The sequence below is a fragment of the Paracoccus sp. S4493 genome (assembly GCF_000967735.1).
Classification (GTDB): Bacteria; Pseudomonadota; Alphaproteobacteria; order Rhodobacterales; family Rhodobacteraceae; genus Paracoccus; species Paracoccus marcusii.
This window is the reverse complement of record NZ_JXYF01000263.1, coordinates 1-338: the sequence shown is the minus strand read 5'-3', so window position 1 is coordinate 338 and position 338 is coordinate 1. Positions and strand designations below refer to the sequence as shown.

Below are 338 nucleotides of genomic sequence, written 5' to 3'. Positions count from 1 at the left end.
GTCGGATCGGGGCGCACCGAGACCGTCCTGTCGATCCTGGGCGAATATCCCGCCGCGCGCTGCAAGATCCGCGTGGACGGCGCCGAGGCGCGCCTGCGCGACCCGGCCGACGGGCTGGCCCGCGGCATCGGCCTTCTGCCCGAAAGCCGCAAGGAACAGGGGCTGATCACGGCCTTTTCCATCCTGCAGAACGTGTCGGTGAACAACTACGGCAAATATCGCCAGGCCCATTGGTTCATCGACTTCAAGAAGGAGCTGGCCTCGACCCAGGCCGCGATGGAGCAGGTGCGCGTCAAGGCCCAGGGCCCCCGCGCCCGCGTCGACACCCTGTCGGGCGG

General features: G+C 68.9%; 1 pseudogene. It reads left to right on the top strand.

Annotated features, from left to right (window positions below):
• Positions 1–338: pseudogene (locus TW83_RS16915) on the top strand (sugar ABC transporter ATP-binding protein); the annotation flags it as partial.